The 24786-nt window shown below is 71.9% G+C and carries 25 protein-coding genes; 8 read left to right on the top strand and 17 right to left on the bottom strand.

Annotated elements, in window-relative coordinates:
• Positions 1 to 34: 34 nt before the first annotated feature.
• Complete coding sequence (locus tag GA0070562_RS09310) at positions 35 to 1087, bottom strand: sensor histidine kinase (protein ID WP_091418652.1); 1053 nt, start codon at positions 1085 to 1087, stop codon at positions 35 to 37.
• Positions 1084 to 1749, bottom strand: coding sequence for a response regulator transcription factor (locus tag GA0070562_RS09305; protein ID WP_091418650.1), 666 nt, complete (start codon positions 1747 to 1749; stop codon positions 1084 to 1086). Before GA0070562_RS09305 ends, GA0070562_RS09310 begins: the two co-directional genes overlap by 4 nt.
• A 237-nt stretch (positions 1750 to 1986) precedes the next feature.
• Here GA0070562_RS09305 and GA0070562_RS09300 point away from each other — a divergent pair, with 237 nt between their 5' ends.
• The 4 genes from GA0070562_RS09300 to GA0070562_RS09285 all read left to right on the top strand — a co-directional run bounded on the left by GA0070562_RS09300 (position 1987) and on the right by GA0070562_RS09285 (position 5711).
• Complete coding sequence (locus GA0070562_RS09300) at positions 1987 to 3267, top strand: sigma-54-dependent transcriptional regulator family protein (RefSeq protein WP_091418647.1); 1281 nt, start codon at positions 1987 to 1989, stop codon at positions 3265 to 3267.
• Positions 3268 to 3307: 40 nt separating this feature from the next.
• Positions 3308 to 4813: an aldehyde dehydrogenase gene (adh, locus tag GA0070562_RS09295; RefSeq protein ID WP_091418644.1), complete on the top strand. Its 1506-nt coding sequence runs from the start codon at positions 3308 to 3310 to the stop codon at positions 4811 to 4813.
• Positions 4813 to 5160, top strand: a complete 348-nt coding sequence (locus tag GA0070562_RS09290) for a DUF779 domain-containing protein (protein ID WP_091418641.1) — start codon at positions 4813 to 4815, stop codon at positions 5158 to 5160. The genes adh and GA0070562_RS09290 overlap by 1 nt, the downstream gene beginning before the upstream one ends.
• Before the next feature lie 101 nt (positions 5161 to 5261).
• Positions 5262 to 5711 carry a hypothetical protein gene (locus GA0070562_RS09285; protein ID WP_091418638.1) on the top strand — a complete coding sequence of 150 codons (450 nt, stop codon included), beginning with the start codon at positions 5262 to 5264 and terminating at the stop codon, positions 5709 to 5711.
• Positions 5712 to 5730: 19 nt separating this feature from the next.
• On the opposite strand, the gene GA0070562_RS09280 is transcribed toward GA0070562_RS09285, so the two are convergent.
• From GA0070562_RS09280 to GA0070562_RS09240, 9 genes are all read right to left on the bottom strand, one after another.
• Positions 5731 to 6042 carry a helix-turn-helix domain-containing protein gene (locus GA0070562_RS09280; protein WP_013284175.1) on the bottom strand — a complete coding sequence of 104 codons (312 nt, stop codon included), beginning with the start codon at positions 6040 to 6042 and terminating at the stop codon, positions 5731 to 5733.
• Positions 6039 to 6431 (bottom strand): type II toxin-antitoxin system RelE/ParE family toxin, encoded by a 393-nt coding sequence (locus tag GA0070562_RS09275; RefSeq protein ID WP_192580716.1) that lies wholly within the window; start codon positions 6429 to 6431, stop codon positions 6039 to 6041. Before GA0070562_RS09275 ends, GA0070562_RS09280 begins: the two co-directional genes overlap by 4 nt.
• 40 nt (positions 6432 to 6471) lie before the next feature.
• Positions 6472 to 7485 carry an agmatinase gene (gene speB / locus GA0070562_RS09270; RefSeq protein WP_091418632.1) on the bottom strand — a complete coding sequence of 338 codons (1014 nt, stop codon included), beginning with the start codon at positions 7483 to 7485 and terminating at the stop codon, positions 6472 to 6474.
• Complete coding sequence (locus GA0070562_RS09265; RefSeq protein ID WP_091418629.1) at positions 7482 to 8684, bottom strand: saccharopine dehydrogenase family protein; 1203 nt, start codon at positions 8682 to 8684, stop codon at positions 7482 to 7484. Before GA0070562_RS09265 ends, speB begins: the two co-directional genes overlap by 4 nt.
• A complete protein-coding gene (locus GA0070562_RS09260; RefSeq protein WP_091418626.1) occupies positions 8684 to 10105 on the bottom strand; it encodes an NAD(P)/FAD-dependent oxidoreductase in 1422 nt (473 codons plus the stop codon). The genes GA0070562_RS09265 and GA0070562_RS09260 overlap by 1 nt, the downstream gene beginning before the upstream one ends.
• A complete protein-coding gene (locus tag GA0070562_RS09255) occupies positions 10102 to 10932 on the bottom strand; it encodes an ABC transporter permease (protein ID WP_225853316.1) in 831 nt (276 codons plus the stop codon). The genes GA0070562_RS09260 and GA0070562_RS09255 overlap by 4 nt, the downstream gene beginning before the upstream one ends.
• A complete protein-coding gene (locus GA0070562_RS09250; RefSeq protein ID WP_091418625.1) occupies positions 10929 to 11837 on the bottom strand; it encodes an ABC transporter permease in 909 nt (302 codons plus the stop codon). Before GA0070562_RS09250 ends, GA0070562_RS09255 begins: the two co-directional genes overlap by 4 nt.
• 236 nt (positions 11838 to 12073) lie before the next feature.
• Positions 12074 to 13231, bottom strand: a complete 1158-nt coding sequence (locus GA0070562_RS09245) for an ABC transporter ATP-binding protein (RefSeq protein WP_091418622.1) — start codon at positions 13229 to 13231, stop codon at positions 12074 to 12076.
• Positions 13228 to 14412 (bottom strand): polyamine ABC transporter substrate-binding protein, encoded by a 1185-nt coding sequence (locus tag GA0070562_RS09240; RefSeq protein WP_091418619.1) that lies wholly within the window; start codon positions 14410 to 14412, stop codon positions 13228 to 13230. The genes GA0070562_RS09245 and GA0070562_RS09240 overlap by 4 nt, the downstream gene beginning before the upstream one ends.
• Positions 14413 to 14617: 205 nt before the next feature.
• Here GA0070562_RS09240 and GA0070562_RS09235 point away from each other — a divergent pair, with 205 nt between their 5' ends.
• The 3 genes from GA0070562_RS09235 to GA0070562_RS09225 all read left to right on the top strand — a co-directional run bounded on the left by GA0070562_RS09235 (position 14618) and on the right by GA0070562_RS09225 (position 18009).
• A complete protein-coding gene (locus GA0070562_RS09235; RefSeq protein WP_091418617.1) occupies positions 14618 to 15130 on the top strand; it encodes an Lrp/AsnC family transcriptional regulator in 513 nt (170 codons plus the stop codon).
• A gap of 148 nt (positions 15131 to 15278) precedes the next feature.
• On the top strand, positions 15279 to 16625 hold the full coding sequence (locus GA0070562_RS09230; RefSeq protein ID WP_073824804.1) for an aspartate aminotransferase family protein: 1347 nt from the start codon (positions 15279 to 15281) through the stop codon (positions 16623 to 16625).
• A gap of 4 nt (positions 16626 to 16629) precedes the next feature.
• Positions 16630 to 18009: an NAD(P)/FAD-dependent oxidoreductase gene (locus GA0070562_RS09225; protein WP_091418615.1), complete on the top strand. Its 1380-nt coding sequence runs from the start codon at positions 16630 to 16632 to the stop codon at positions 18007 to 18009.
• Positions 18010 to 18145: 136 nt separating this feature from the next.
• Here the strand turns inward: GA0070562_RS09225 and GA0070562_RS09220 are convergent, their stop codons facing one another.
• On the bottom strand, positions 18146 to 18517 hold the full coding sequence (locus tag GA0070562_RS09220) for a DUF3499 domain-containing protein (RefSeq protein WP_091418612.1): 372 nt from the start codon (positions 18515 to 18517) through the stop codon (positions 18146 to 18148).
• Between the two features lie 153 nt (positions 18518 to 18670).
• On the opposite strand from GA0070562_RS09220, the gene GA0070562_RS09215 reads away from it, so the two are divergent.
• Positions 18671 to 19120 carry a metallopeptidase family protein gene (locus tag GA0070562_RS09215; protein ID WP_018787548.1) on the top strand — a complete coding sequence of 150 codons (450 nt, stop codon included), beginning with the start codon at positions 18671 to 18673 and terminating at the stop codon, positions 19118 to 19120.
• Positions 19121 to 19221: 101 nt separating this feature from the next.
• Here the strand turns inward: GA0070562_RS09215 and GA0070562_RS09210 are convergent, their stop codons facing one another.
• From GA0070562_RS09210 to GA0070562_RS09190, 5 genes are all read right to left on the bottom strand, one after another.
• Positions 19222 to 19482 carry a WhiB family transcriptional regulator gene (locus GA0070562_RS09210; protein WP_013284161.1) on the bottom strand — a complete coding sequence of 87 codons (261 nt, stop codon included), beginning with the start codon at positions 19480 to 19482 and terminating at the stop codon, positions 19222 to 19224.
• 460 nt (positions 19483 to 19942) lie between these two features.
• Complete coding sequence (locus GA0070562_RS09205) at positions 19943 to 20281, bottom strand: phospholipase (RefSeq protein WP_091418610.1); 339 nt, start codon at positions 20279 to 20281, stop codon at positions 19943 to 19945.
• 13 nt (positions 20282 to 20294) lie between these two features.
• Positions 20295 to 21692, bottom strand: coding sequence for a DUF4331 domain-containing protein (locus GA0070562_RS09200; RefSeq protein WP_091418608.1), 1398 nt, complete (start codon positions 21690 to 21692; stop codon positions 20295 to 20297).
• A 72-nt stretch (positions 21693 to 21764) separates the two neighbouring features.
• Positions 21765 to 22058 carry a hypothetical protein gene (locus tag GA0070562_RS09195; RefSeq protein WP_091418605.1) on the bottom strand — a complete coding sequence of 98 codons (294 nt, stop codon included), beginning with the start codon at positions 22056 to 22058 and terminating at the stop codon, positions 21765 to 21767.
• Positions 22059 to 22208: 150 nt separating this feature from the next.
• On the bottom strand, positions 22209 to 24734 hold the full coding sequence (locus GA0070562_RS09190; RefSeq protein WP_091418603.1) for a bifunctional FO biosynthesis protein CofGH: 2526 nt from the start codon (positions 24732 to 24734) through the stop codon (positions 22209 to 22211).
• Positions 24735 to 24786 lie beyond the last annotated feature (52 nt).

The raw sequence follows: 24786 nt of genomic DNA, 5'->3' as shown, positions 1-24786 counted from the left end.
CGCGACGCGGCTCCCGGAGGTCGTGTGTGAGATGTCAGCCCACGGGGGGCAGGTGGACGTCGACCCGCAGGCCGCCGTCCTCACCCGGGCGGGCGGCGATGACGCCGCCGTGCGCCTGGGTGATGGAGCGGGCGATGGCCAGGCCGAGCCCGGCGCCGCCGCCCTGGTTGGTCCGGTCCCGGGCGAGGCGCCGGAACGGCTCGAACAGCCCGTCGACCGCCTCGGCGGGGACGCTCTGCCCGCTGTTGGTGACCGTCAGCGCGGGGTCACCGCCGACGGTGACGGTGAGCCGGCCGCCCTCGCGGTTGTACTTGATGCCGTTCTCCACCAGGTTCGTGACCAGGCGTTCCAGCAGCACCCGCTCGCCGGTCACGATCCGGGGCGACAGCCGGCTCTCCACAGTCACGCCGGCCTCGGCGGCCCGGTCGGCGTACGCGGCCAGCACGCCGGTGACGATCTGTTCGAGGCGTTGCGGGGTGGAGGACCGCAGGCCCTGGTCGCTCTCGCTGAGCGCGAGCAGCCCTTCGATCAGCCGCTCGTTGCGTTCGTTCGTGGCGAGCAGTTGCGCGGTCAGCAGTTCCAGTTGCTCGCCGGTGAGTGACTGGGCCATGCCGACCTCGATCAGGGTGCGCTGCACCGCGAGCGGCGTACGCAGTTCGTGCGAGGCGTTCGCGGCGAACCGCCGCTGCCCCTCGTATCCGGCGGTGACCCGGTCCAGCATGTCGTCGATCGCGCGGGAGAGCCGGGCCAGCTCGTCCCGGCCGCCACGGCGGATCCGGTAGCCGAGGTTCTGCGGCCCCAGGTTCGCCATCGGGGCGGCCAGGTCGTGCACCGGGCGCAGGCACCAGCGGGCCGCGCCCCACACCGCGAATCCGGCGGCCACCAGCACCAGCAACTCGGTCAGCAGCGGCAGCAGCGGCACGAACGGACGGCCCGGCTCGCACACCGCGCCGATCGTGGCCAGGCCGCAGAACCACTGGGCCTGCCCCCACACCAGTTCGAGCAGTGACTTGACCATGCGGGGCACGAAGAACCCGGCGAGCAGGGCGAGCACCCCGACCAGCAGGATGCGGCGGCGAGGGCTCACTCCGGCTCGCCGATCCGGTAGCCGGCCTTCGGCACGGTGTGGATGACCGACGGCTGGCCGAGCTTCTTGCGCAGGGTCATCACCGTCACCCGGACCGCGTTGGTGAACGGGTCGGCGAACTCGTCCCACGCCTGTTCGAGCAGCTCCTCGGCGCTGACCACCCGGCCGCCGGCCCGCATCAGCACGTGCAGGACGGCGAACTCCTTCGGGCTGAGTCCGAGCGGGCTGCCGTCCCGGGTCGCGGTGTGCCGGGCCACGTCGAGCACGACGCCGTGCCGCTCCAGCACCGGCGGCAGGGCCGGGGTGGAGCGGCGACCCAGCGCCTGGACCCGCGCCACCAGCTCGGCGAACGCGAACGGCTTGGTCAGGTAGTCGTCGGCGCCCAGCCCGAGGCCGGCGACCCGGTCCCGGATGCCGGCGGCCGCGGTGAGCAGCAGCACCCGGGTTCCGGCGTCGGATCCGGCCAGGCTGCGGCACACCTCGTCGCCGGTGGCGCCGGGCATGTCCCGGTCCAGCACCGCCACGTCGTACCGGTTGACCCCGATCCGTTCCAGCGCGCCGTCGCCGTCGTAGCAGACGTCCACAGCCATGGAGAACCGTCGCAACCCCTCGGCGACCGTGTCCGCCAAGAGCCGCTCGTCGTCCGCCACCAGCACCCGCACCGTTCCGCTCCCCCGTGTCTTCCCTCGTCGTCCGGCACACCTTCGCAGGCCGGAGTTAAGGGTTCTGTAAGCGTCCGCAGCAGCCATCCTCCACGCGGGCCACGCTGCGACAACCGGCGTAGGACCGGATGGGCCATTCGTCCGGTCCTCGGGCGGCGCGAGCACTGCTGAAGTGACCCGGATCACGCATTGGCGCTCAGGCGTGAGGTGGGTCACGATGGGTGGAAGGAGGCGCTGGTGGCTGACCCGTGGCTCGCCCTGGAGTTCGGCGCGGATCCGGCGGAACGGATCGCGCAGGTCGGTGCCGCCCACGAGGCGTTCCTCACCAGAGGCGCCACCGGCGGCGTCCGGGACGTGGTCGCCCGTTCCTGGGAGCGGTCCGCGCTGCTCGACCCGGAGGCCACCGCGCCGGTCGACCTCACCGACGACGCGCTGGAGACCTACCGCGCCGCGCACCCGCTCACCCGGGTGATGCCGCTGTTCCGCGACCTGCTCGGCGGCATCGCGCAGGACGGCGCGCACCTGATGGCGGTCTGCGACGCCGCCGGCCGGCTGCTCTGGGTGGAGGGCCACCCCGGGGTGCTGCGGCACGCCGAGCGGATGAACTTCGTGCCCGGCGCCCGGTGGGACGAGGCGCACGCCGGCACGAACGCCCCCGGCACCGCCCTCGCCGTCGACCACGGCGTGCAGATCTTCGCCACCGAGCACTTCGTCCGGCCGGTGCAGCGCTGGACCTGCGCCGCCGCGCCGATCCACGACCCGGCCAGCGGCGCGCTGCTCGGCGCCGTCGACATCACCGGCGGGGACCATCTGGCCAACCCGCAGAGCCTCGCCCTGGTCCGGGCCACCGCCCGGGCCGCCGAGGCGTTCCTGGCCGGGGTCGCGCCCGCCGCGCCGGACGTGGCGTACGTGTCGGCCCTCGGGCGCGACGAGGCGGAGCTGCGCGTCGGCGGCCGGCGCATCCGGCTCGGTCGCCGCCACAGTGAGCTGCTGGTGCTGCTGGTCGACCATCCCGAAGGGCGCACCGGAGAACAGCTCGGCCTCGACCTCTACGGCGACGACAGGCGGCACCCGGTCACGCTGCGCGCCGAACTGTCCCGGCTGCGCCGCGTGCTCGGCGAGGAACTGCTCGACTCCCGCCCGTACCGGCTGCGCCGGGCCGTGCGCGCCGACTTCCGTACCGTCACCGAACTGCTCGAACGTGGCGATCCGGCGGCGGCGCTGCGCGCGTACCGTGGGCCCCTGCTGCCCGGGTCGGACGCGCCGGGAGTGGCGCGGCTGCGCCGTCTGGTCGACGGCCAGCTGCGCGCCGCGGTGCTGGCCGGCACCGACCCGGGGCTGCTCGCGGCCTGGACCGCGACTGCGGCCGGGGCCGACGACCTCGCCGCCTGGCAGGCCCTGGCCCGGTCTCTGCCGCCGGGCGCGCCGCGCCGGCCGCTCGCTGCCGCGCGGGCCCGCCAGCTCGCCGAGGAGTACGCGCTGCCGCGCGCAACGTTCCTGCAACGTCGCGGAAACTAGCCTGCCCGCCATCCACCCCAGACGGACGGCGGAGGTACCCATGACGCGCTACGACGCCCCCACCCACTGGCAGTCCCGCTACGACCACTACATCGGCGGCGAGTACGTGAAGCCGCACGGTGGGAAGTACTTCGAGAACCCGACCCCGGTGACCGGGCAGACCTTCTGCGAGGTGGCCCGCGGCACCGCCGAGGACGTGGAGAAGGCGCTGGACGCGGCGCACGGCGCGGCCGACGCGTGGGGCCGCACGTCGGTCGCCGAGCGGTCGCTGATCCTCAACCGGATCGCCGACCGCATGCAGGACAACCTGGAGTCCCTGGCGATCGCCGAGACGTGGGAGAACGGCAAGCCGGTACGCGAGACGCTCGCCGCCGACATCCCGCTCGCGATCGACCACTTCCGCTACTTCGCCGGGGCGATCCGGGCGCAGGAGGGCTCGCTCGGCGAGCTCGACGACGACACCGTCGCATACCACTTCCACGAGCCGCTGGGTGTGGTCGGGCAGATCATCCCGTGGAACTTCCCCATCCTCATGGCGGTGTGGAAGCTTGCCCCGGCGCTCGCCGCCGGCAACGCGGTGGTGCTCAAGCCGGCCGAGCAGACGCCCGCCTCGATCCACTACCTGCTCTCGCTGATCGGCGACCTGCTGCCGCCCGGCGTGCTCAACGTGGTGAACGGCTTCGGCGTCGAGGCGGGCAAGCCGCTCGCCTCATCGCCGCGGGTGGCGAAGGTGGCGTTCACCGGCGAGACCACCACCGGGCGGCTGATCATGCAGTACGCCAGTGAGAACATCAGGCCGGTCACGCTGGAGCTGGGCGGCAAGAGCCCGAACCTCTTCTTCGACGACGTCAGCGCCGCCTCCGACGACTTCCTGGACAAGGCGCTCGAAGGCTTCACCATGTTCGCGCTCAACCAGGGCGAGGTGTGCACCTGCCCGTCGCGGGCGCTCATCCAGCAGGGCCACTACTCCGACTTCCTGGCCGCCGCCGTCGCCCGGACGCAGCAGATCAAGCAGGGGCACCCGCTGGACACCGACACGATGGTCGGCGCGCAGGCGTCGAACGACCAGCTGGAGAAGATCCTGTCCTACCTGGACATCGGGCGGCAGGAGGGCGCTCGCGTCCTGACCGGCGGTGAGCGGGCCGACCTGGGCGGCGAACTGTCCGGCGGCTACTACGTCCAGCCGACCATCTTCGAGGGCGACAACTCGATGCGGATCTTCCAGGAGGAGATCTTCGGTCCGGTGGTGTCCGTGACCTCCTTCGCCGACCTGGACGACGCCGTGAAGATCGCCAACGACACGCTGTACGGGCTCGGCGCCGGCGTGTGGACCCGGGACCTCAACACCGCGTACCGGGCCGGGCGGGCGATCCAGGCCGGCCGGGTGTGGACGAACTGCTACCACGCGTACCCGGCGCACGCCGCGTTCGGCGGCTACAAGCAGTCCGGCATCGGCCGGGAGAACCACAAGATGATGCTGGAGCACTACCAGCAGACCAAGAACCTGCTGGTCAGCTACTCGCCGAAGAAGCTCGGCTTCTTCTGATGGGTGCCCCGGTGACCCTGACCCCCGCGGCGGCCGACCTGATCCGGTCGCTGCGGGGGCAGCACGGCCCACTCATGTTCCACCAGTCCGGCGGCTGCTGTGACGGCAGCGCCCCGATGTGCTACCCGGCCGGTGAGTTCCGCACCGGCGGCTCGGACGTGCTCCTCGCCTCGCTGGCGGTCGACGGGGTGCCCGAGCCGGTGGAGTTCTGGATGTCGAAGGCCCAGTGGGACCTGTGGCAGCACACCCGGCTCACGGTGGACGTGGTGCCCGGCCGGGGCAGCGGCTTCTCCCTGGAGGCCCCGGAGGGCGTCCGCTTCCTCATCCGGTCCCACCTGAACCGCTGATCTGTCCGAGATCTTGCAGCTCGTGGACATCGCGGCGGTGGGATGCTGACGCCGTCCATTTCGGAGTCCGCGTCCCACCACCGCCCGACAGGAGTCCACGCATGAATCCGGTCCGACAGCCAGTGCTCGCCGCCGGCCTCACCGCCCTCGCCACCGCCGCCACGCTCGGGCTCGCGCCGGGCGCCGCCGTCGCCGCCCCGGCGGCCTCCCCCCGCATTTCCGTCAACTGGTTCGGCGCAGCCGACGTACGGGCGCACACCGCCACCGTCGGCGGCCGGTTCGACTGCGGCACCGAGCGCGGCCTCGCGTACATCGAGGTGCACCTGGAGCAGCGGACACGGCGCGGCACGGTCACCGGCTTCGGGTTCGGCGTGATCGGCGCGTGCACCGACGAGCGCACCGCCGGCACCTGGACCGCGACCATCCCCGCCGACCGGGGCGCGTTCCGCCCCGGCCCGGCCACCACGATCGCGCGCCTGGTGGTCGAGCCCAACTCCCTCACCGAAACCACCGAACGCGTCCGCCTGCGCCCCCACTGCGCCCGCCCCTGACCGCGTCGGCGGCCTCCGGTCAGGCGATCTGCCGGAGGTCGTCGCCGTAGTCGAAGATGATCCGCAGCCGGGCGCCGAGGGCGTTGGCGTAGCGGCTCAGCGTGGCCACCTCGTTGACGTCGAGGTCGCCGTTCTCGATCTGGCTCACCCGGCCGGGCGTGACCCCCATGATCTCGGCGACCTGCCGCTGGGTGAGCCCCAGCCGCTTGCGCTCCTCCGCCAGGTGGAACGCGCTCACCCACGCGTCGGTCCGGGCGCGCTCCGCCTCGTACGCCTCGTCGTCACCGCCGAGTTCGGCGCGGACCTCGTCCCAGTGATAGAACTCCGTCACGACTCCCCCCTTCGCTCGCGCTCGCTGTCGAGCCAAGCCTTGTAGGCAACCTCCGCCGCCGGGATGTGCTGCCGGTACCAGCGGGTCCAGTTGCCCGCCTTGTTGCCGGCGACCAGGAGGACCGCCTGCGACCAGGGATCGAAGACGAACAGCACCCGGATAGCCACCTCCCGACCGGAGCGGGGCCGCAGCTCCTTCAGATTACGGAGGCTGCTTTCACGCAGCGTGTCCACGAGCGGGCGCCCCAGCCCTGGCCCGACCTCGGCCAGCTTGTCCACCGCCACCCGGACGCTCTCGTACGACGCCGGGTCGTGGTCCCGCAGGTCACGCAGCCAGTGCCGGACCTCTCCGGTCACCCGGACCGACCAGCGCTTCCCGTCCGCACCCATGTCCTGACTATAGCCTGAGCTAAACATGCCGGGCTACCAGTCAGCGGTCGTCCAACAAGGGCTGGGTGGGGTTCCACGGGGTTCCGGTTTCGGCGTCGTGGCGGCGGCGGGCTATCGCGGACAACGCCTCCAGCACCACCCGGTTGCCCAGGTACGCGGTGATGTCGGCGTGGTCGTACGGCGGGGCGACCTCGACCACGTCCAGCCCGACCACCGGCAGCTCGTAACAGACCCGGCGGACCGCGTCGAGCAGTTGCCGGGAGGTGAACCCGCCCGGCTCGGGTGTGCCGGTGCCCGGCGCCATGCCCGGGTCGACCACGTCCACGTCGACGGAGAGGAACACGCCCTCGCACTCGTCGGTGGCGATCCCGAACGCCTCGGTGAGGCAGGTGTCCAGGCCGCGCGCCACGATCTCGGTCATCTCGTACGAGCGCATCCGCTGTTCCGCCATCCACGCCAAGGTGGAAGGGCCCGGCCAGTAGCCGCGCAGCCCGATCTGGAGGAAGCGGTCGCCGCGTACCGCGCCGGACTCGATGAGCCGCCGCATCGGCTGGCCGTGGCCGTGCAGCGAGCCGAACTCGACGTCCCCGGTGTCGGCGTGCGCGTCGAAGTGCACCAGCGACACCCGGCCGAGCCCGTGGTGCCGGGCCACCCCTGTCGCGTCGGGCAACGCGATGGAGTGGTCGCCGCCGAGGACCACCGGGATCGCCCCGGCGGCGGCGACCGCATGCACGGCGGTCTCCAGCGCGGCGAGCGAGCGCTCGATGTCGCCGCCGAACATCTCCACGTCGCCGGCGTCGTAGACGCACAGGTCCTTCAGGGCGTCCACGCGCAGCGCCAGCGACGGGCGGGAGCCGTCGTGCGGCAGGTAGCAGGCCTGCCGGATGGCGGACGGCCCGAACCGGGTGCCGGGCCGGTGCGAGGTGCCGCCGTCGAACGGCGCCCCGATGATCACCACGTCCGCGTCGGCGTACGTGACCGGCTCCTCGACGGTGCACGGCGGCACGCCGAGGAACGTGACGTCGGGACCGTACATCGGGCCGTACCGGGTCATCGTTCCTCCATCCCCCACGGCGAACCGTAGCCGGTGAGCAGGTCCAGGAAGGGCGTCGGCGGGAACGCCTCCGGGCCGAGCACGCCCGTGCCGGACCAGGCGCCGGTGGCGAGCAGTTCCAGCGCGACGACCGGGTTGACGGCGGTCTGCCAGACCACCGCCTGGTGGCCGTACTCGGCCATCGACCACTCGTTGTCGACCACGTGGTAGAGGTAGACGCGGCGCGGCTGCCCGTCCGGGCCGGTTCCGGTGACGTACGTGCCGGCGCAGGTCCTGCCGCTCATCCGGTCGCCGAGCGTGGCCGGGTCCGGCAGGGCGGCGGCCACCAGGTCGCGCGGCGACACGTCGACGCCGCGTACCCGCACCGGCTGGGTCGAGTCCAGCCCGAGCTTGTGCAGCGTGCGCAGCACCTCGATGAACTCGGTGCCGAGGCCGTACTTGAAGGTGACCCGCTTCGCCGGCACCCAGCGCGGGATGAGCAGCACCTCCTCGTGCTCGACGTTGACGCACTCGACCGGGCCGATCCCGGCCGGGAAGTCGAAGACCTCCGGCTCGCTGAACGGCTCGGTGGTGAACCAGCCGCGCCCGGCCTCCCAGATCACCGGCGGGTTGAGGCACTCCTCGATGGTGGTCCAGATGGAGAACGAGGGCGCGAAGTCGTACCCGGCGACTGTGAGGTTCGCGCCGTCGCGTACCCCGATCTCGTCGATCTCGGCGAACAGTTCGTCGGCGGCGTAGCGGGCGAAGACGTCGGACAGGCCCGGCTCGACGCCGATGCCGCAGAGCGCCAGCCGCCCGGCGGCGGCCCATTGCTCCGCGACGGCGAACTGCTCGTCGCCGAGCTTGACTCCGGTCTCGGCGTAGGGACGCTCGGGGTGCGGCCGGGACAACGACATGGCCATGTCGAGGTAGTCGGCCCCGGCGGCGAACGCGCCGTCGAAGATCGGCATGACGAAACGCGGGTCGACCGCGTTGAGCACGTGGGTGATGCGGTGGTCCCGGCACAGCGCGGCCACCGCGTCGGCGGAGGACGCGTCGACTGTGGCGGCGACGAACCGGTCGCCGTGCCCGGCGACGGCCCGCGCCGCGCGCGCCGGGTCGTGGTCGGCGACCACCATGAGCTCGAAGAAGGAACGGCGGGCGGCGATGGATACGGCGGCGGAGCCGACGCCACCGGCGCCGACGAGGAGGATACGCATCAGGAGTCGAACCCCAGTCCAAGACGGTCGAGAGTACGGAGCCAGAGGTTGCGCCGTCCGTCGCGCGCGTCGGCGCGGGCGAGCGACCAGCGGGTGAGGTTGATGCCCACGGACCGGGCCGGTTCCGGCGGGAACGGCAGCGGCTTGCTGCGTACCAGGTCGAGCCGGGTCAGCGGGGTCTCAGTGCCGGAGAGCAGGTCGAGCGTCACGCGGGCGCCGAAGCGGGTCGCGCCGACGCCGAGCCCGGTGAACCCGGCCGCGTACGCCAGGCGCCCTTCGTACGCGGTGCCGAAGAACGCGCAGAACCGGGTGCAGGTGTCGATGACGCCACCCCAGCGGTGGCTGAACCGCAGCCCGTCGAGTTGGGGAAAGGTCGCGAAGAAGTGCGAGGCCAGCGCGGTGAAGGTGGCCGCGCGCTGCTCCAGCGCCGGGCTCACCCGGTTGCCGTAGTGGTAGATCGCGTCGTAGCCGCCGAACAGGATCCGGTTGTCGGCGGTGAGCCGGTAGTAGTGGAACTGGTTACCGGTGTCGGCGAGCCCCTGCCGGTGCCGCCAGCCGATCGCGTCGCGCTGCGCGGCGGTCAGCGGCTCGGTCATCAGCGCGTAGTCGTACACCGGCACCAGCCAGGAGCGCAGCCGCCGCAGCAGCGGCGGGAACGCGTTCGTGGCCAGCACGACCTGCCGCGCCCGCACCGCGCCGGGCGCCGCGTCCGTGCCGCCGGCCGTGGTGGCGCGCAGCGCGGTGCCGTCGCGGGCCAGGCCGGTGACGCGGGTGTGCTCGTGCACGCGTACGCCCAGGTCGAGCGCGGCCCGCCGCAGTCCCCAGGCGAGCTTCGCCGGGTCGAGCAGGGCCACCCGGTCCGCATCCCACATCCCGCCCAGGTACGTCGGCGACGCCACCTCGGCGCGTACCTCGTCGCGGTCGAGCAGCCGCACGTCGTGGCCGTACCGGCGGGCCAGCTCGGCGTCGGCGGCGAGCCCGTCGAGCTGGTACGGCTCGACCGCCACCGCCAGTTCGCCGGTGCGTTCGAGGTCGCAGTCGATGTCGTACTTCGCCACCGTGGCGGCGATGGCGTCCAGGTTCTCCCGGCCCAGCCGTTCCAGCTCGCCGATCTCGCCGGGGAACCGCTCGACGCCGTTGGCGAGCCCGTGGGTCAGCGACGCGGCGCAGAACCCGCCGTTGCGCCCGGACGCCGCCCAGCCGCACGTGCCCGCGTCGACGAGCAGCACGTCGCGGTCCGGGTCGGCCTCCGTTGCGAGCAGCGCGGTCCACAGCCCGGCGTACCCGCCGCCGACCACCAGCAGGTCGGCGGTGTGCGACCCGGACAGCGGCGGCAGCGGGTCGGGACGAACCGGGCGGTCCAGCCAGTACGGCACGGGCGCGGCATCGGCCAGCGCCCGGCCGGTATGCGGGAGTGTCACGGCTTGCCCGCCGGTGTGGCGACCACCGCGAGGGCGGCCCGTCGCGCCCGCCGCCCGCGCAGCGAGGTGGCCCCGACCAGCAGCAACGCGATCACGAACATCGCCGTGCCGATCACGTTGACCTGCGGCGGGATGCCCCGCTGCGAGGCGCCCCAGACGTACATCGGGAACGTGACAGTGGTGCCGGCGTTGAAGTTCGTGATGATGAAGTCGTCGAAGCTGAGCGAGAACGCCAGCAGCGCGGCGGCCACGATGCCCGGCAGCACGAGCGGCAGCGTGATCCTTCGGAACGTCTGCCACTCGCTGGCGTACAGGTCCATGGCGGCCTCCTCCAGCCGCCGGTCCATGCCGGAGAGCCGGGCCTTCACGGTGACCACGACGAACGACATGCAGAACATGACGTGCGCGATGACGATCGTCCAGAAGCCCTGCGGCACCCCGGCGGCGACGAAGAGAGCGAGCAGCGAGGTGCCCATCACCAGTTCCGGGGTGGCCATCGGCAGGAAGATCAGCCCGTTGAGCCCGGACCGGCCGCGGAAGCTGTGCCGGACCAGCGCGAACGCCATCAGCGTGCCGAGGATCGTGGAGGCGACTGTGGCGATCAGGCCGATCTGCATGCTGCGTACCACCGCGTCGCACATGTCCGAGGTGGCGCAGGGCTGCTTCCAGTTGTCGAGCGTGAACTCGTTGAAGTCGTAGGAGAGCCGGCTGGAGGGCCGGTTGAAGGAGAGCCCGGCGACCACCATGATCGGCAGCGTCAGGTAGCCGAGGACGAGCAGAGCCACGCCCATCACCCACCGGTCGGCGAGCCAGCGCCTGACCTTCACAGAACCTCCTCCGTACCGGCCCGGCGCAGGTAGACGAAGACGATCGCCAGGATCGCGGCCATCAGCAGGAACGACAGCGCCGCGCCCTGCGGGTAGTCCAGCCGGACCAGGAACGCCGAGTCGATGACGTTGCCGATCATGTACTCGTTCGGCGTACCGAGCAGTTCGGCGTTGATGTAGTCACCGGTGGCCGGGATGAAGAACAGCAGCGTGCCGGCGATCAGGCCGGGCATCGACAGCGGCAGCGTGACCTTGGCGAACGCGCGCAGCGGGCTCGCGTACAGGTCGCTCGCCGCCTCCAGCAGCCGGGGATCGAGCCGCTCCAGGCTCGCGTACAGCGGCAGCACCAGGAACGGCAGGAAGTTGTACGTCAGACCGAGCACCACGGCGATCGGGGTGGCCAGCAGCCGCCCGTCCGGCCCGAGCAGGTGCACGTCGCGCAGCAGCCCGACCAGCGCGCCGTTGTCCGACAGGATGGTCTTCCAGGCCAGCGTGCGCACCAGGAAGCTGGTGAACATCGGCGCGACCACCGCGACCAGCAGCAGGTTCTTCCACCGGCCGGCCTTCTGCGCGATCGCGTACGCCAGCGGGTAGCCCATCAGCAGCGCGAGCACCAGCGCGATGGCCGAGTAGAGGAACGACCGGGAGAACTGCGGCCAGTACGCCTGCAACGCGTCCGGGTAGTTGCTGAACGCCCAGGTCATCGCGTACCCGGTGGAGAGCGAGCCAGCCGGGTCGTACAGGCTGGCGGACGCGAGTTGCACCAGCGGCAGCGCGAAGAAGACGAGCAGCCAGGCCGCGCCGGGCAGCAGCAACAGGTACGGCAGGAGCCGGTTGCGCCCGCGCCGCACCGGCGGCGGCGCCGGTTTCCCGGCGGAGGTCGGTACGTGGGCCAGCGCGCTCATGCCGCCACTCCGCTTCGCTCCGTGCCGTCACGAGGCACCTTCGCGCTGAGCCTGCCGATTCGCTCGCTGCGCGCGCTCATGCCGCCACTCCGCTTCGCTCCGTGCCGTCACGAGGCACCTTCGCGCTGAGCTTGCCGATTCGCTCGCTGCGCGCGCTCATGCCGCCACTCCGCTTCGCTCCGTGCCGTCATGAGGCACCTTCGCGCTGAGCTGGCCGATTCGCTCGCTGCGCTCGCTCATGGCAGCGCACCCACCGGCGGCTCGTCGAGCAGCGGCGTGGTCTGGTCGTCCTCACCGGCCGCCCGGGGCAGCAGGAACGCGTGCCGCGGGTCCCAGTGCGCGGTCACCGCCGTGCCGACCGCCAACTGACCGCCCAGACCGCTGTTCGCGGCGAACGCGGTCAGTTCGCTGCCCCAGGCGGTGCGCACCAGGTACTGCGTGCTCACCCCGACGTACGAGGCGTCGGTGACCACGCCACCGATGTGCTGGTGCCCGGCCGGCACCCCGTCCGGCCCCTCGGCCAGGTGCAGCTTCTCCGGACGTACGCCGAGGAAGCCCGGCCCGTCGGTGAGCCGGGCCCGGCCGGCGGGCACCGAGAAGCGCGCGCCGTGCGCCGTGACCAGCACGTCGTCGGCGGCGCGGCCGCCCGCCTCGGCGGCGAGCAGGTTGGACTGGCCGAGGAAGTTCGCGACGAACGCGGTGGCCGGGTACTCGTAGATGTCGGCGGGCGCGCCGAGTTGCTCGATCCGGCCGGCGTTCATCACCGCGACCGTGTCGGCCATCGTCATGGCCTCCTCCTGGTCGTGGGTGACGTGCACGAAGGTGATGCCCACCTCGGTCTGGATCCGCTTCAGCTCGATCTGCATCTGCCGCCGCAGCTTCAGGTCGAGCGCGCCGAGCGGCTCGTCGAGCAGCAGCACCTGCGGGTGGTTGATGAGCGCCCGGGCCAGCGCGACGCGCTGCTGCTGGCCCCCGGAGAGCTGGGCCGGACGACGCCGGCCGTACCCTTCGAGCTGGACCAGCGCGAGCATCCGCTCCACCTGGTCGCTCACCTTGCGGATGCCGCGGCGGCGCAGCCCGAACGCCACGTTCTCGTGGATGTCCAGGTGCGGGAAGAGCGCGTAGCTCTGGAACACGGTGTTGACCGGCCGCTTGTACGGCCGCAGCCCGGCGATGTCCTGCTCGCCGAGCAGCACCTGTCCGCTCGTGGGCTGCTCCAGCCCGGCGATCATCCGCAGCGTGGTGGTCTTGCCGCAGCCGGACGCGCCGAGGAGGGCGAAGAACGAGCCCTGCGGGATGGTGAGGGTGAGGTCGTCGACGGCGGTGAAGACGCCGAACCGCTTGGTGAGGTCGACCAGTCGCAGGTCGCCGGCCGGGGTCTGCTGCCCCTTCACGCGCCGATCACCTGCTGGAACTTGGTCTCGTACTCCTTCTCCTGCGCTTCGTCGAGCGCCATGAAGACCTTGGCCTTCGACAGCATCGCGTCGTCCGGGAAGATCAGCGGGTTGGTGGCCAGATCCGGGTCGATCTTCTCCATCTCGGCCTGCGCACCCTGCACCGGGCAGATGTAGTTGACGTACGCGGCCAGCTTCGCCGCCACCGCCGGGTCGTAGTAGTGGTTCATCAACGCCTCGGCGTTGGCCTTGTGGGTGGCCTTGTTCGGCACCAGCATGTTGTCCGACCAGAGCATCACGCCGGACTCGGGCACCACGAACTTGATCTTCTCGTCGTCGAAGCCGAGCTGGACCACGTCGCCGGACCAGCCGATGCACGCGGCGATGTCGCCCTTGGCCAGGTCGGGCGCGTAGTCGTTGCCGGTGAACCGCCGGATCTGCTTGCTGTCCACGGCCTTCTTGAGCTTGTTCAGCGCGTCGTCGAACTGGGCCGAGGTGAACTTGGCCGGGTCGTGGCCGAGCGACTGGAGCAGCAGGCCGATGGTGTCGCGCATCTCCGACAGCACAGTCACCTTGCCCTTGAGATCGGGGCGGGTGAGCAGCTCGTCGACGGTGCGGATCTCCTTGGTGACCTTCGCGTTGTACGCGAGCCCGGCCAGCCCGGACTGCCACGGGACGGCGAGCTGGGTCTCGGCGTCGAAGGAGCGCCCGCGCAGCGACTGCAGCAGGTTCGCCTCGACGTTGGGCATCTTCGACTTGTCCAGCTTCTGCACCCAGCCGAGGCGGATCACCCGGGCGGCCATCCAGTCGGTGAGCACCATGATGTCCCGGCCGGTGCTCTGACAGCCGGCGAGCTGGTTGCGCACCTTGCCGAAGAACTCGTTGTTGTCGTTGACGTCCTCGCTGTACGTCACCTGGATGCCGGAGGCGGCGACGAACGCGTCGAGCGTGGGGCGCTTGGACTCGTCCTTCTCGTCGGTGTCCATGTACTGCGGCCAGTTCGAGAAGGCGACCTTCTTCTCGGTGGCGGACAGATCCTCGCTCTTGCAGCCGGCTTCGGTCTGCTGGGCGCCCTTGGTTCCGCAGCCGGCCAGGGTGCCCGCGGTGGCGAGCAGCGCGGCCGAGCCGACGGTCCCGGTGAGCAGACCACGCCGGGTGAGGGTCCGGAGGGGACTACGCATGTGACGACTCCTTGGGGGGCATCGTCGGCGGCGGGACGGGGGCGGCGCGCCGGCGGGAGGGTCAGTGGCGATGGACGACTGATCCTGACATGAGAAAACCTCTCTCACAAGGGATTCCGTTGCCGGAATAGCCAGTCGCCACGAAATACGCCAGACTGCGCGGGGCACTACGCTCAACACGGAGAATCGGACACGAGGAGCGTCGATGGTCAACCGGCACCAGGAGAACTCCAACGGCGCCCGCCGGGTCACCGTGCGTGAAGGGTCCAACCACGCTCTGCTCGACGACGTGGCCAAGCAGATCATCGAGCAGCTCCAGGAGGACGGGCGCCGCCCGTACGCGAGCATCGGCAAGGCGGTCGGGCTCTCCGAGGCAGCGGTACGCCAGCGGGTGCAGCGACTGCTCGACGCGGGCGTCATGCAGATCGTCGCGGTCACCGACCCGCTCCAGCTCGGCTTCCCCCGCCAGGCCATGATCGGGCTGCGGACCGACGGCGACCTGGAACCGGTCGCCGACCGGCTGGCCGAGTTCGAGGAGATCGACTACGTGGTGATCACCGCCGGCTCGTTCGACCTGCTGGCCGAGGTGGTCTGCCGCAACGACGCGCACCTGCTGGAGATCCTCCAGAAGCTGCGCGGCGTGCCCGGGGTGCTCTCCACCGAGGCGTTCGTCTACCTGAAGCTGCGCAAGCAGACCTACAGCTGGGGCACCGCCTGATGCGGATTCCGTTGACCCTGCAGTGATACGACGCTGAATCCGTCGCGGTGAAGCTTGTTCGCTTGCCTTATCGGCACCGCCTGTGGGATAACCGTGGGCAGAGCGGCCGGTGTCACCCCTGACCGGCCCGAGACCCGATGGGGCTGACATGGCCAACGCCACCGACCACCTGTGGATGCACTTCACCCGCATGGCGAGCTACCCCGCCGGCGAGGTTCCGACAATCGTCCGGGGCGAGGGCGCGTACGTCTGGGACGCACAGGGCCGCCGCTACCTGGACGGGCTGGCCGGGCTGTTCGTCGTCAACGCCGGCCACGGCCGCGCCGAGCTGGCCGAGGCCGCCGCCAAGCAGGCCGGCGAGCTGGCCTACTTCCCGCTCTGGTCGTACGCCCACCCGAAGGCCGTCGAGCTGGCCGAGAAGATCGCCACGCTCACGCCCGGCGACCTGAACCGGGTGTTCTTCACCACCGGTGGATCCGAGGCCGTCGAGGCCGCATGGAAGCTGGCCCGGGCCTACTTCAAGCGCACCGGCAAGCCCACCAAGCACAAGGTGGTCAGCCGCTACATCGCCTACCACGGCACCTCGATGGGCGCGCTGTCGATCACCGGCCTGCCGGGCATCAAGACCGACTTCGAGCCGCTGGTGCCGGGTGGCATCAAGGTGCCGAACACCAACTTCTACCGGGCCCCCGAGCACGGCGACGACGCCGAGGCGTTCGGCCGGTGGGCCGCCGAGGAGATCGGGCGGGCGATCGAGCGGGAGGGGCCGGAGACGGTCGCCGCCGTCTTCCTGGAGCCGGTGCAGAACTCCGGCGGCTGCTTCCCGCCGCCGCCCGGCTACTTCGAGCGGGTACGCGAGATCTGCGACGCGTACGACGTGCTGCTCGTCAGCGACGAGGTGATCTGCTCCTGGGGCCGGCTCGGCGAGTACTTCGGCGCCGTGCGCTACGGCTACCAGCCGGACATCATCACCACCGCCAAGGGCATCACCTCCGGCTACGCCCCGCTCGGCGCGATGATCGCCAGCGAGCGGCTGATGGAGCCGTTCCTCACCGAGACCGGCATGTTCGCGCACGGCGTGACGTTCGGCGGCCACCCGGTCTCCTGCGCGGTCGCACTGGCCAACCTGGAGGTGTTCGCCCGGGAGGACCTGATCGGGCACGTCCGGGCCAACGAGGGCGCGTTCCGGTCCACCCTGGAGAAGCTGTACGACCTGCCGATCGTCGGCGACGTACGCGGCGACGGCTACTTCTACGGCATCGAGCTGGTCAAGGACAAGACGACCCGGGAGACGTTCGACGAGGCCGAGTCGGAGCGGCTGCTGCGCGGCTTCCTCTCCACCGCGCTGTTCGACGCCGGGCTCTACTGCCGGGCCGACGACAGGGGCGACCCGGTGGTGCAGCTCGCCCCGCCGCTGATCGCCGACCAGCAGCACTTCGACGAGATCGAGCAGATCCTGCGCGCGGTGCTGACCGAGGCGTGGTCCCGGCTCTGAGCCGATGACGGGCTACCAGCACCTGTCGTACTGGCTGTCCGGCCTGGACGAGCCGCTGACACCACGACCCGGGTTGCCCGGCGACACGGACGCCGACGTGGCGATCGTGGGCGCCGGGTACACCGGGCTGTGGACGGCCTGGTACCTGGCCGAGGCCGACCCCACGCTGCGCGTCGTCGTGCTGGAGCGGGAGATCGCCGGGTACGGAGCGTCCGGGCGCAACGGCGGCTGGTGCTCGGCACTGTTCCCCACCTCGCTGCCGGCGCTGGCCCGCCGGCACGGCCGGGACCGGGCACTGGCCATGCAGCGGGCCATGCACGACACGGTCGGCGAGGTGGGCCGGGTCGCCGCCGCCGAGGGCATCGAGTGCGACTGGCAGGCCGGCGGCACTGTGACGCTGGCCCGCAGCGAGGCCCAGCTCGGCCGGGCCCGCGCCGAGGTAGCCCAGGCCCACGCGCACGGGCTCACCGACGACGACCTGACGCTGCTCGACGCCGACGAGGCCGCCGCGCGGTGCAACGCCGAGGGGGTACGCGGCGGCACGTACACCCCGCACTGCGCGGCCGTGCACCCGGCGAAGCTGGTCCGGGGCCTGGCCCGGGCGGTGGAACGCCGGGGCGTACGCATCCACGAGCACACAGCGGTGACCGCGCTGCGGCCCGGCGCGGCGGCGACAGCGGCGGGCGTGGTCCGGGCACCGGTGGTGGTGCGCGCGACCGAGGGCTACACGCCGGGGCTGCCCGGCCAGCGGCGTGTGGTGGCACCGGTCTACTCGCTGATGGTGGCCACCCCGCCGCTGCCCGAGGAGACCTGGGCGCGGATCGGGCTGGCGGAGCGGGAGACGTTCTCCGACTACCGGCACGTCATCGTGTACGGCCAGCGCACCGCCGACGGCCGGCTCGCGTTCGGCGGGCGGGGCGCGCCCTACCACTACGCCTCCCGGGTGCGGCAGGACTTCGACCGGGAGCCCCGGGTGTTCGCGGCGCTGCGCCGGGCGCTCGGGGAACTGTTCCCGGTGCTCGGACCGGACGTGCCGGTGACGCACGCCTGGGGCGGGCCGCTCGGCGTGGCCCGGGACTGGTCCGCGTCGGTGGGGCTGGACCGGCGTACCGGGCTGGCCTGGGCGGGCGGCTACGTCGGTGACGGCGTCGGCACCAGCAACCTCGCCGGGCGTACGCTCGCCGGCCTGATCCGAGGCGTGGACAGCGACCTGACCGCGCTGCCCTGGGTGGGGCACCGCTCCCCCCACTGGGAACCGGAGCCGCTGCGCTGGCTCGCCATGAACGCCGGCCTGAAGATCATGTCCTCAGCCGACCGCAGCGAGCACAGAACCCATCGCCCGTCCCGCCGGGCAGACCTCTTCAACCGCTTCCTGGGCCACTGACCCACTCCCCCTTCCACCCCACCTCACCCCGTTGATCATGAAGTTGGCGGCACTCAGGGAGATCGAAAACGCCGTCAACTTCATGATCGACGCGGTGAGGGGCGGGGGCGCGCAGGCGCGGGCGCGGGCGCGCGGGTCAGTGGTGGGGTGGGATTACGCGCAGGTGGCCCCGGCGGCCCTGCTGGGGGGTCTGGGGCTTCGTGGTGGGCTCGTCCTCCGGAGGGCGGGGCGGGGCCGGGCGTGCGGCCTCGCGTACCGCCTCGGCCAGCGCCACCAGGTCGTCCGTGGTGGGCGGCGGCGGCTCGAACTCGCCCTCGTGCCGCACCACGTCCCAGCCGCGCGGGGCGGTCAGGCTGCGGGCGTGCGGCTCACACAGGTCGTACGTGTGCGGTTCGGCGAACGCCGCGAGCGGGCCCACCACCGCTGTCGACTCGTTGTAGACATAGGTCAATGTGGCGACCGCTTGCCGGGGGCAGCCGTTACGGGAGCAGCGCCGTGGTGACCTCACGGCGGCAGGGTATCCCCATTACCGGGTCCGGCGCACCGCTTCGCGTTACGACACGCCCGTCATGGTGATCACAATTCCTCCGGTCGGCGCACCGGCACGCCGGACGGCCGCGCGACAGCGGGCGGGCCGCCGGCCCGGGCTACCCTGTGCGTCATGACGAGCCCCCAGAACCGCCGCCCCGGCTCCGGCCGGCGCACCCACCGTGACCGGCACGGTCGCGGGCTGCGCGGGCGGCTGGTGCCGGCCACGGTGCCGCTGGCGCGGACGAAGGCCGAGGTCTTCGACGATCTGGTGCTCGACACCGTGGAGACGCTCGAACGCCGGTTCGCCAAGGAGCTGGCCGGTGTGGAGTTCGCGGTCGAGGACGTCCCGCCGGATCTGAACGTCTACGACTCGGACGTGCTGGAGGACGGCGAGGTGCCGCTCGCCCGGCTGCTGCCGGGGCGGCCCGGCCGCCAGGAGGTGCCGCCGCGGATCGTGCTCTACCGGCGGCCGCTGGAGTTCCGCGCGATGGACCGCGAGGACCTCGCCGACCTGGTGCATGACGTGATCATCGAGCAGGTGGCGAATCTGCTCGGGGTCGATCCGGACGAGCTGGCCTGACCGGTTCGGCCGGACAGGTCGCCGCCACCCGGCCGGACCCCTCCGGCCGGACGGCGACCCGGGTCCGGGCGGCCCCCACCGCCCGTGGACCCGTACGCGGATCAGGCGGCTACCCGCCGCTTGAGCTTGCGCCGCTCCCGCTCGGAGAGGCCACCCCAGATCCCGAACCGCTCGTCGTGGCCGAGCGCGTACTCCAGGCATTCCGTCTTCACTTCGCACCGCGAGCAGATGCGCTTCGCCTCGCGGGTCGAGCCGCCCTTCTCGGGAAAGAACGCCTCCGGGTCGGTCTGCGAGCAGAGCGCTCGCTCCTGCCACTCCGGCGCGTTCCCGAGCAGGTCGGCCACCTCGAGCTGGCCGTCCATCGATTGCCTCCTTGTCGCGCACCGGCGTCATTCGCCGCTGCAACCCCCCACGCGAAAGGCGTGCCTGTCCGTACGGTCACCATTTGTTGCGTTCCGTGCGAACAACCCCATTCAAATTACACGCGTGTAATGCGTGCGCCGTCAAGCCAAACTTGATAATGGAGTCGCCCTCCCGACACGTCCGGGACGACCGCCGCGGTCGCCCGTAGCCTCGCAACCTGCCCTATCGATTCAGACCCCGGACGAGTAACGCCCTCCCCGGCGAGTTGCCGGAAGTTTTCTGCCGTGGCGCATCGCCGACAGGCCGGCCGGACGCCCCCGCCGGCCGCTCGTACCAAGATCAGAATTGGTGGGGCAAAGGGTAACCCGCTTCCCGCGGTACCGCCCGTCGAGCCGTCCAACGCCGACCGCGCCCCGTCCATCATGTGGACGGGGCGCGGGTTCCGGCGCGACTGACGACTCAGTCCAAGCGGGCTGGCGAGCTGGTGGGCCAGACGAATTCGGCGACTGACCCGCCGGTGACCGAGATCGCGCCGGCGGACGTACTCTCGTCCCACCAGACGGTATAAACACCCGCCTCCAGATCCGGGTAGACGGCACTGTGGAACACACCGTCCCGGACGTGCCGCTCGCGTACGGCCGAGTGGGTCCGCGGGCCGTCGAGGTCCACGCGGCTGATCTCGATCTCCCGGCCGTGCAGGTCCCGCCCGGTGTGGATGATCAGTGCGCCCCGGTCGCCGCCGAGGTCGAGCACGACGCTGCCCACCTCCGACGGGCCGAGAGCGTGATGGTGTGACATCGGCCGCCTCCCGTCAGGACTTCTTCGCCTGCGGGTTGCCGAACCCGGCGTACGGCGTGCCGAGGAACGGGAAGTCGGCCAGGAACGGCGCTGTCACGTCGGCCGCGCTCAGGCCCGGCGTCACCGCCGCGGCGGCGGCGTCCGGCTGGAACGTCTTGTCGACCAGCGGCACGGTCAGCCCGGCGATGGCGCGCAGCGCGATCGTCACCACGTCGTCGGCGACGCGGCGCCCGTTGGGGAAGCCGGCCAGGTCACCGCCGAGCACGCCGAACCGGTCCGGCTTGCTGCTGGGCCGGATCGCCGTGTTCAGCCGCAGCATGTCCGCCTGGACGTCGCCTGTGGTGTTGGCGAAGCCGTCGATCAGTCCGGCCGGGACGCCGGTGAGCAGGATCGCCACCAGGTCCGCGCGTGGCTTCTTCGACTTGTTGAGCGCGTCCAGGTTTCCGAACACGCCCGGGTAGAGCGTGGGCAGCAGCGACGCCAGCTCGGGCCGCTCGACGAACCCGGCGAACCGCTTGTCCTCCGACGGCGGCAGGGTGTTCCAGACGTCCTTCCTGGACATCGGCACGATGACCTCGTTGAACAACGGGTTACCGAGTCGCGACACCTGGGTGAAGGGTCCAGCGGCGGTATCAGCGGCGACCCGGTCGCCGAGCACCCGCACCTGCTGGCGGGAGGCGCTGGTCCAGACCCCGATCGTCGAGGCGCGGTCGGCGTAGCCGTAGCGGGCCGCCTTGCGGCGTACCTGGTTCAGCGGCACCTGTACGGCGAGGCTGTGCACGTTGAGCCGGTCCAGCGCGTTCACCGGCTCGCCCTCGGTCCGGAACAGCTTCTTGCCGGCGACGTGCAGCTGCTGGAACGGCCGCAGCGTACCCAGGTCGAACACCGCGCCCAGGTCGACGAAGAAGCCGTCGGCCCGCTGGCCCGCGAACACCTTCTCGCCGGTGGACAGCTTGAACGTCGCCTGCCGGACCAGGTTCTGGTAGTTGGGCGTGGACAGCGGCCCGACGTTGCACGGCGGGCAGGGCAGTTTGTGCGCCAGCACACGGGCGCGGCCGTCCGCGATGCGGGTCAGCCGGTAGAACTGCCGCCGGTTCCAGTTCTTGCTCTCCAGCGACTCGATCGGCCCGGTGTTGTAGAGAAAACTGTTCTGGTTCGTGATCTCGGTAGTGAATTCGAAACGATAGGTGACGTCTGGATAACCGTCCCCGTCGTTGTCGATGTGAATCTCGTACCGGACGTCGTCACCGAACTCGAAGAAGTTCGGGCCGCCGGAGGGAAGCTGCAGCGGCACGTAGTTGGCGATCAACGTGACCGTGTCCGGCTGGCTCGGCGTGACGAACGCGTACAGGTCGGAACTGTCGGCTACCGGATCCTTGGCGATCTCCGGGGCCTCGCGGTGAGAGGACATGGCGGACGCACCTTCGTCGGGGAACGGAAAGCGGAACCGGCGCCGGGAGCCCGCGCCGGTGAAGGGGTGGGATCAGCGCCGGCCGGCGGCGCGCACCAGGCGGTCGGCCAGGCCGCGGTCGCGTACCTCGACCCGGTTGGTGCCGACGAAGACGTCCATGACGCCGGCGGCGGCGTCGCGGAGGTGGACCACGATCGGCTCGTCGCGCCGGCTCGCCGTGGGGGCGTTCTGCGCGGCGGACAGGCCCGGCACGGTGAGGGCGGCGGCGCCCAGTGTGGCGCTCGCCGCGGCGGTGAGCGTCTGCCTGCGGGTCAACCGCGGCCAGGTCCGCCGTTTCGGCGCCTCGGTGGTCTCGTCAGTGCTCATCGGCAACCTTTCCGGACCGGCGCCGCAGCGCCGCAGCGGGCCGGGCGCCCGGACACCGCCGGGCCCCGGTTCGGGGTCACCGGCGGCGGTCCTCGCCGAAACCGCCGCCGGCATCCACAGGTACGGCGTGCGGCGGGGAAAGGTTCGACCTCAGGCGCGGGCGTGACCGTACGCGGTCGTCCGCTTGCGGAACGGCCGTCCGGCGGCGGTGGCGATGGCCCGCAACTGCTCCTCGGTACGGGCCGAGCCGTTGCCGGAGCCGGCCATCCGGGAGATCGTCTCCTCCATCAGCGTGCCGCCGAGGTCGTTGCAGCCGCCGCGCAGCATCTCCACTGTGCCTTCGTCACCGAGCTTCACCCAGGAGCACTGAATGTTGTCGATCCGGCCGTGCAGCAGCAGCCGGGCCATCGCGTGCACCGCCCGGTTCTCCCGCCAGGTCGGGCCCGGGCGGGCGATGCCGGCCAGGTAGATCGGCGCGTTCGTGTGCACGAACGGCAGCGCCACGAACTCGGTGAACCCGCCGGTACGGTCCTGCACGCCGGCCAGCACCCGGAAGTGGGCGAGCCACTGGCCCGGGTGGTCCACGTGGCCGTACATCATCGTGGAGCTGGACCGGATGCCCAGCTCGTGGGCCGTGCTCACCACGTCGACCCAGGCGGCGGCCGGCAGTTTGCCCTTGGTGAGCACCCAGCGCACGTCGTCGTCGAGGATCTCGGCGGCGGTGCCCGGGATGGTGTCCAGCCCGGCCTCGCGGAGCTGGAGCAGCCACTCCCGCACCGGCACACCGGCCTTCGCCGCGGCGGTGACGATCTCCATCGGGGAGAACGCGTGCACGTGCATGCCGGGCACCCGCGCCTTGATCGCGCGAACGATGTCGGCGTAACCGGTCACCGGCATCTTCGGGTCGATGCCGCCCTGGAGGCAGACCTCGGTCGCGCCGGCCGCCCACGCCTCCTCGGCCCGGTCGGCCACCTGCGAAAGCGAGAGCCGGAACGCGTCGGCGTCGCTCTCCCGCTGGGCGAACGCGCAGAACCGGCAGCCCACATAGCAGACGTTCGTGAAATTGATGTTGCGGTTGACCACGTAGGTCACGTCGTCGCCGACCGCGTCCCGGCGAGCGTCGTCGGCCAGCCGGCACAGCTCGTCGAGCGCCGGGCCGTCCGCGCCGAACAGCGCCAGCGCCTTGGCCTCGTGCGCCGGCGTCAGCAGCGCCGCCGGGTCGTCCGCGGCCAGCCGCAGGCCCGCCCGCAGGTCGGCGTCCGCGCCACCACCCAGCGGTACGCCCGCGCGCGCCTCCGGCGCCACCTTGCCGGCCACCTCGGCCCAGTCGCCGTACACGCTGTCGAAGTCGCCCCGCCGGTCGTCGGTACGGCCGGTGACGTCGATGGTGACGTGCAGGTCGGTGCGGCCGCCGTACACCTCCTCCGGCTCCTGCCAGGGCCGTCCCACCGGGCGGGCCGCCTCGACCGCGAGCCCGGTGACCGGGTCGGCGAGCGCGGTGACGTGCGGCAGCAGGCGCGGGTCCAGCCACGGCTCGCCCGCCCGGACGTACTCCGGGTAGACGGTCAGCCGCTCGCGCAGCGTGAACCCGGCACTCGCGGTACGCGCCGCCAGCTCGTCCAGGTGCGGCCAGGGCCGCTCCGGGTTGACGTGGTCGGGCGTGACCGGGGAGACGCCGCCCCAGTCGTCGATGCCGGCGCGCAGCAGCAGGTCGTACTCGCCCGCGATGAGGTTCGGCGGGGCCTGGATGCGGGCCTTCGGGCCGAGCAGCACCCGGGCCACGGCCACCGTGGCGGCCAGGTCGTGCAGCTCCGCGTCGGGCATGCCGCGCATCGCGGTGTCCGGCTTGGCGCGGAAGTTCTGCACGATCACCTCCTGGAGGTGGCCGTACTCCCGCATCGCCCGGCGGATCGCGAAGATCGCGTCGACCCGCTCGGCCCGGTTCTCACCGATGCCGATCAAAATGCCCGTGGTGAACGGCACCCCGACCCGGCCGGCGTCGTCGAGCACCCGCAGGCGTACCGCCGGTTCCTTGTCCGGCGAGCCGAAGTGCGGGCCGCCCGGTTCGGACCAGAGCCGGGTGGCGGTGGTCTCCAGCATCATGCCCATACTCGGCGCGACCGGCTTGAGCCGCTGCAACTCCGACCAGGTGAGCACGCCCGGGTTGAGGTGGGGCAGCAGGCCGGTCTCCTCCAGCACCGCCACCGCGCAGGCGCGCAGGTAGTCGAGCGTCGAGTCGTACCCCCGCTCGTCCAGCCACCGGCGGGCCGCCGGCCACCGCTCCTCGGGCCGGTCGCCGAGCGTGAACAGCGCCTCCTTGCAGCCCTGCGCGGCGCCCTCGCGGGCGATCGCCAGCACCTCGTCACGTTCCAGGTAGGCGGCGGGCAGCCGGTGCGGCACGGTGGCGAACGTGCAGTAGTGGCAGCGGTCCCGGCAGAGCCGGGTCAGCGGGATGAAGACCTTCTTCGAGTACGTCACCACACCCGGCCGCCCGGCGTCGCGCAGCCCGGCGTCGCGGATGTCGCCGGCGATCCGGAGCAGGTCGTCGAGCATCGGCCCGCGGGCGGCCAGCAGCGCGCCGGCCTCGCCGGCGTCGAGCGCCCGGCCGGTGGCGGCCCGCCCCAGTGCCCGCCGGATGCTCGCCTCGGTCGGTTCGGGGTCGCTGCGATCAACCATCCGCCCAGCCTAAGCGCTGCCGGGCGGCCGGATGCCCGCCCCCGGTCGCGGT

Source organism: Micromonospora tulbaghiae, assembly GCF_900091605.1.
GTDB classification, from domain to species: Bacteria; Actinomycetota; Actinomycetes; order Mycobacteriales; family Micromonosporaceae; genus Micromonospora; species Micromonospora tulbaghiae.
Note: the sequence above shows the minus strand (reverse complement) of the source record. Positions and strands in the feature narration are given on the sequence as shown.